The sequence below is a fragment of the Streptomyces sp. NPDC057654 genome, assembly GCF_042800135.1.
Classification (GTDB): Bacteria; Actinomycetota; Actinomycetes; order Streptomycetales; family Streptomycetaceae; genus Streptomyces.
The window spans coordinates 1-5,562 of sequence record NZ_JBHVHQ010000585.1 but is presented as its reverse complement, the minus strand read 5'-3'; the positions used below and the strand labels follow the sequence as shown (position 1 = coordinate 5,562).

Below are 5,562 nucleotides of genomic sequence, written 5' to 3'. Positions count from 1 at the left end.
CGGAGATACGGGCCAGGGCGTCGGCGTCGCGGCCCATGCCCCGGCAGGTCTGCTCGATGACGAGCGACAGCGCGAACTCCTCGCGCAGCGCGGCGAGTTCCGCGGTCACCGGACCGCCGTGCTCGGCCGGGCTGAGCACGGCCGCACGGTCGGAGTCGCGGCTGAGGTCGATGACGAGGTGTTCGTGGGTGAGGACGGGGCCTTGGATGTCGGTGGGGGCAAGGGGGCCGGTGACGGTCTGGAGGTGGTTCATGGGAACTGTGCCTTCCTGGCGAGGGGCCCTGTCGTCATCCCTTGACGGGGGTGAACAGGTTCAGCCAGTACAGGAGGTTGAGGATGATGCCGCCGACGATGACCGCGGCGGGGGCCGCCGCCATCCGGACCACGACCCGGCCCATCGCCTCGTTGAGCATGTAGAGCCCGCCGACTATGAGGATGCCGAGGCCGCCGCCCATGGCGTTGGCCGCCATCAGGGAGCCGAAGAGGATCGCGAGCCCCAGGGTCTCGGAGATCGCGCTGCGCAGGTGCTCGGAGGAGTCGCGGACCGACGGCAGCTTGCCCAGCACCTTGCCGATCCAGGAGAGGGCCAGCACCTCGCAGGCGAAGACGAGCGCGCCGACGATCACCGCGAGCCAGGGGTTCGGGAGCAGGTAGCCGATCGGGTAGACGAGGGTGAAGCCGGCGATGCCGTACGCGCCGGAGGCGAGCGCGGTGGTGGCGATCAGCGGGATGAAGCCGAAGACCCGGTAGAAGTCGACCTGGGCGGCGCCGCTGTAGTCGCCCTTGGCGATCAGGAAGCTGGTGGCCTCGCCGCCGCCGAAGATATGCATCTGCGCCAGCAGACAGACGCCCGCGCCGAGCACCATGAACAGCGGCAGATACTTGCGCAGCCGGGTCGCGCTCGCGCTGAACAGCGAGGCCATCGGATCGTCGGCCGCCTCGCCGGCCCCGGGGTCCGGGGGCGAGCCCGCCGCGGCCTCGGCGGCGCGGTCCGCCTTGCGCTGCCGCATGTCCTTGTCGATCGCGAAGCCGATCAGCATCAGCACGCCGACGGCCATGGCCAGGGCGCCCGCGAACATGTTGGGCCAGAGCTTCATCGTCATGACGACGAGCGCCAGCTCCACCACGCCCGCGATGCCGCCGCGCACCTTGCCGAACTGCTTGGTGATGGCGAGGACCGGGAAGAGCGCGAACAGGAAGAGGATCGGCGTCGACATCTGCTGCATGGCGGTGATGAAGTCGACGGGCAGGTCATGGGCGACGTTGTTGGCGCCGTTCAGACCGAAGACGATGACCGCGCCCCAGGCGCCGCCGAGGATCGGGGCGAGCCACTTCTTCGGCGACAGGATGCCGAGGATGTCGGTGGGCAGGAAGACCAGCCAGGGGTTCAGCACACCGGTGGACAGCGCCATCGGCGCACCGAGGCCGAAGATGAAGCCCGCGGACAGCCCGAACGACACCGCTGTCATGGCGCTGCGCGTCGACCGCCCCTGGATGAAGTCCAGCATGAAGGGGCGGGCGCCGTCGTTGAAGACGGCTAGCGCCATGTGCGAGATGAACGCTGTCAGCGCGCACAGGACGATGACGGTCAGCTCTTGCGGCAGCGTAAAGCTGAGGCTGTGGCTCGCGGCGGCGAGGGTCGTACTCACAGGTCACTCCTTTGTGCCCCGGTGTTCCGGCAGGGTCGTGCTCCCGGCGTCCCGGTGTCCTTGGGTCAGCCGCGGGCCGCGATGGCGCGGGCCATGACGGGGGCCACCAGATCGATCTGGTCGATGGCGAAGCCGAAGACCTTCTTGCCCTCGGCGAGCAGGGCGTTGACGTCGTCCTCGGTGGGGACGGAGCGGCCGAAGGTGTGGCAGGCGTCCTTGCCCATGAGGCCGACGAGGACGCCGAGCGAGGCGCCGGCGCCGGTGTGGCAAGTGCCGAGGAAGTAGTCGGCCTGGCCGGCGCGGAGCTTCATCGCGGCGTCCATGTCGCTGGAGACGGTGATCTCCACGCCGTCGAGGGCGAGCTTCTTGACGGTCTCCGCGACCTCGACCTTGCCGACGCCGCCGGTGAGGATCTTCGTCATGACTGGTGCCTTCTCTCTGCTGGGGTGGGGTGGAGCGGTTCAGGAAGCGGTGGAGTGCTGGGCGAGCACCGCGAGGTGCATGCCGAGGAAATTGATCTCGGACTCCGGGAGCGGGGCGCCCAGCACCCGCTTGGCGCGGGCGGAGATGGCGTGGGCCCGGTCGACGGCGTCGGGGTGCCCGGCCAGTTCGGCGGCGACCTGGTCGTCGGTGAGGAACTGCTCGATCGGCTCCCCGTTCAGCAGCCGGGTGAGGGCCATCATCAGATGGCTGGTGAGCATCCCGGCGGTGTCCTCGGTGACGCTGCGGCCCTCGGAGGCGAGCGCTTGCAGCTCACTGGTCACGAAGTCGGCCACCTCGGGCCGTACTTGACCGCTCTCGCGGAAGAGCTGGATGCGGAGGGCGAGCTTGTCATCCATGGTCATCCTTTCCACAAATTCGACAGTAACCAGGATTTTGGATTTTCGTCAGTGACTTAAGTCCCGATTTGGGCGTTCGGGTGGGGTGGACACGGTCAGCCGGCGATCTTGATCGGGGTGAACAGGTGCGCCCAGCTCGCGAGGTTCAGCGCGACGCCGACCAGGATCACGGCGCAGGGCGCCGCCGCCAGCCGCATCACCGGCCGCCCCATGGCCTCGTTCAGCACATAGAGCCCGCCGACCAGTGCCACTCCGACCCCGCCGCCCATATGCATCCCGGCCAGGATCGAGCCGAACAGCACCGCGATCTCCAGGACCTGGTTGATGGCGTTGCGGATATGGTCGGAGGCATCCTGCATGGACGGCACCTTCGCGAAGAGCCGGCCGAGCTGGGAGAGCGCCAGCACCTCCACGCCGAAGACCACCACGCCGGCCACGCCGCCCACCAGCAGGTTCGGGGCCGCGATATACCCGGCCGCGTACACGAAATTCATGCCGTTGGTGGCGTAGACGCCGGAGGCCAGCGAGGTCAGGCCGATCAGCGGGATGAAGCCGAAGGTGCGGTAGAAGTCGATCTGCGCCGCATTGCCCATGTCCCCCTTCTGCACGATGTAACTCGTCGCCTCGCCGCCCGCGAACACCCCGGTCGCACAGAGCGCGCCCGTCAGCCCGCCGAGCAGCAGCAGCCACGGAAGGTACTTGCGCAGCCGCTTCGCGTTCTCACCGAAGAGCGAGTCGGCGGCCGACGTGTCGACCACGGGCAGCTCCTCGCCCCTCGCCGCGGCCTCCGCCCGCGCCGTACGCCGGTTCACGACGTCGCGCCGCACCGCGAAGGCGACCAGCAGTGCCATGCCCGCGGCCATCGCCAGCGCCCCCGGGAAGAGGCTCTTCCAGAAGTACGCCGTGGCCAGCATGATCAGGCCCTCGACCGCGAAGGCGATCCCGCCGCGCGCCTTGCCGAACTGATAGGCGATGGCCACGGCCGGGAAGAAGGCGAACAGATACATCACCGGGTCGGACAGCGCCTGCATCGCGGTGAGGAAGTCCACCGGCAGCGCCTGCGCCGCGTCGGTGGCGCCCGCGAGGCCGAATATCACCAGCAGCGCCCAGGCCGCGCCCAGCACCGGGGCGAGCCACCGCCGCGGCGCGAGCAGGCCGAGGATGTCGGTCGGCAGGAAGAGCAGCCACGGGTTGAGGACCCCCGTCGAGAAGGCCATCGGCGCGCCGAGCCCGAAGATGAAGCCGGAGGACAGGCTGAAGGCGATGGTCGCGATCTCGCGCCGCTTCATCCGCCCGTGGCGGTAGTCGAGCATGAACGGCCGTACACCGTCGTGGAAGACGGCCACCGCCATGTTCACCAGCAGCGCCGACAGCGCGCAGATGACGACGGTCAGAACGATCTGCGTGGGGGAGAGGTTCAGTGAGTGGTGCCCACTGGCGGCGAGTGCCACCGCCCCCGGCCCTTGGTCTTGCATGTGGGTCTGCTTTCAGCCGTACGGATGGTCAAGCAGTGCGGATGGTCAGTAGGAGGGAATGCGCTCACCGCGCAGCACCTCGCTCTGCGATGTGGTGATGACCGACAGATCGAGGGCCTCGCGCACGGCGGTCAGCGCCGCCGCCCCCGCCGCGCGGCCGATGATGGCGGCGCTGGAGTTGCGCAGCGACAGATCCCGGGTGATCTCGTCGCCCAGCGGCAATATGTCCACCGAGGCGCCGAGCTGGCCGTGCGGCACCTCGTCGAGGTTCCACACGGTGGCGTCCAGCTGGTCGCTCGCGAAGAGGTCGCCCAGCTGCATGTACGAGGTCTCGACCCACTCGATGTCCGTGCGGCCGGCGAAGGCGCGCTCCGTGAGCATCCGCTGGTCCTCGGAGGAGTGGTCGATCGCGACGCGCAGCCGCTGCTCCAGCGAGGTGCCGTGGCGCAGCAGCATGCCGTGCGCGCCGACGTAGGTGGCGGGGCCGAGGTCCGCGACCAGCTCCAGCGGGTGTTCCTCGATGAGCCGGTCGGCGGCGAAGCGGGAGAGGACGACGAGGTCGACCTTGTCCTCCAGCAGGGCTGCGGCGCGGGCGCTCGCGCCGCGCATAAAGGTGATCGCGAAGGGCGCGCCGGCCTCTTCGAAGGCGTCCCGCAGTCCCGTGGCCAGGCCCTCGTAGCGCCGGGAGTAGGGCAGCGGCATCGCCGCGAGCAGGGTGCCGAGGCCGGCCAGCCGCCACAGTATTGTCCGGTCGGCCCGTACCAGGAAGGTGCCGAGATGCCCGCGGGCGACCGTCTCGATCGCGCCCGCCTTCTCCAGCATCTGTAGCGCCGCCTGAATGGTGCCGTTGCCGACGCCGAGCTGCGCGGCGAAGTCGCGGACGCGGGGCAGCCGGGTGTCCTGCTCGTGGTTGAGCAGCAGGGCCGCGAGCTGCCGGGCAGCCAGTCCGTTGCGGGTCAGGAACCGCTCATCGATGCCGTTCACGCATACGACAGTAACCAGGATTCTGGATATTGACAAGAGGTCCCAAGACTCACTTGCCAATGCTCCGATTAGTGTGATTTCTCCAGTACGGTCGCGGCGGCAGGGTCCGGCGGCAGGGCTCTGGAAAAAGGAGAGCAGGAGTGACCAACCCCGTACCCCCGCGAGGCAACCCCGATCAGCCCTGGCGGGCGGAGGGCACCCCGCCCGCCCCGTCGCCGAAGCGCAAGATGCCCGGCGGCTGGGGCCGGCTGGTCCTCACCGCCGTCGCCGTCTTCCTGATCACGGACGTCCTGCTCTCCTTCTTCGGCGGGAACGACACCAAGTCGATCTCGTACACGGAGTTCAGCAACCAGCTCAACGCCGACAACATCTCCAAGCTCTACTCCAAAGGCGAGTCGATCCAGGGCGAGCTCAAGGCGAAGAAGCCCGTGCCCGACGGGAAGGGCGACTACACGCAGTTCGAGACCCAGCGCCCGGCCTTCGCCAACGACAAGCTCTGGGAGACCCTCGCCAAGAACAAGGTCACCGTCACCGCCGAGCCCGTCGTCAAGGAACGCAGCTTCCTCTACAACCTGCTGATCTCCCTCGCGCCCATGCTGCTGCTCGTGGTGCTCT

At 68.7% G+C, this 5,562-nt stretch carries 6 protein-coding genes and 1 pseudogene; 1 reads left to right on the top strand and 6 read right to left on the bottom strand.

What is annotated here, in order from left to right; all coding sequences use genetic code 11:
- The 6 genes and pseudogenes from ACFU99_RS31290 to yhfZ form a co-directional block, all read right to left on the bottom strand.
- A pseudogene (locus ACFU99_RS31290) lies at nucleotides 1-253 on the bottom strand (phosphotriesterase); the annotation flags it as partial.
- A 34-nt stretch (nucleotides 254-287) separates the two neighbouring features.
- Nucleotides 288-1,649: a YhfT family protein gene (locus ACFU99_RS31285; protein ID WP_384398432.1), complete on the bottom strand. Its 1,362-nt coding sequence runs from the start codon at nucleotides 1,647-1,649 to the stop codon at nucleotides 288-290.
- 65 nt (nucleotides 1,650-1,714) lie between these two features.
- Entirely contained in the window at nucleotides 1,715-2,071 is a 357-nt protein-coding gene (locus ACFU99_RS31280) for a DUF2620 domain-containing protein (protein WP_384398430.1), read from the bottom strand.
- 39 nt (nucleotides 2,072-2,110) lie between these two features.
- Nucleotides 2,111-2,488, bottom strand: coding sequence for a PRD domain-containing protein (locus ACFU99_RS31275; protein ID WP_384398428.1), 378 nt, complete (start codon nucleotides 2,486-2,488; stop codon nucleotides 2,111-2,113).
- Nucleotides 2,489-2,583: 95 nt separating this feature from the next.
- A complete protein-coding gene (locus tag ACFU99_RS31270; RefSeq protein WP_384398426.1) occupies nucleotides 2,584-3,963 on the bottom strand; it encodes a YhfT family protein in 1,380 nt (459 codons plus the stop codon).
- Nucleotides 3,964-4,008: 45 nt separating this feature from the next.
- Nucleotides 4,009-4,947: a GntR family transcriptional regulator YhfZ gene (gene yhfZ, locus ACFU99_RS31265; RefSeq protein WP_384398424.1), complete on the bottom strand. Its 939-nt coding sequence runs from the start codon at nucleotides 4,945-4,947 to the stop codon at nucleotides 4,009-4,011.
- Nucleotides 4,948-5,087: 140 nt separating this feature from the next.
- Here yhfZ and ACFU99_RS31260 point away from each other — a divergent pair.
- Nucleotides 5,088-5,562, top strand: a 475-nt coding sequence (locus tag ACFU99_RS31260) for an ATP-dependent metallopeptidase FtsH/Yme1/Tma family protein (protein WP_384398422.1), incomplete at its 3' end; no start/stop codon positions are given.

Bases quoted from the DNA above. Each gene is read 5' to 3' on its own strand.
- ACFU99_RS31280 (WP_384398430.1), bottom strand. From the start codon at position 2,071: ATGACGAAGATCCTCACCGGCGGCGTCGGCAAGGTCGAGGTCGCGGAG.
- ACFU99_RS31275 (WP_384398428.1), bottom strand. From the start codon at position 2,488: ATGGATGACAAGCTCGCCCTCCGCATCCAGCTCTTCCGCGAGAGCGGT.
- ACFU99_RS31270 (WP_384398426.1), bottom strand. From the start codon at position 3,963: ATGCAAGACCAAGGGCCGGGGGCGGTGGCACTCGCCGCCAGTGGGCAC.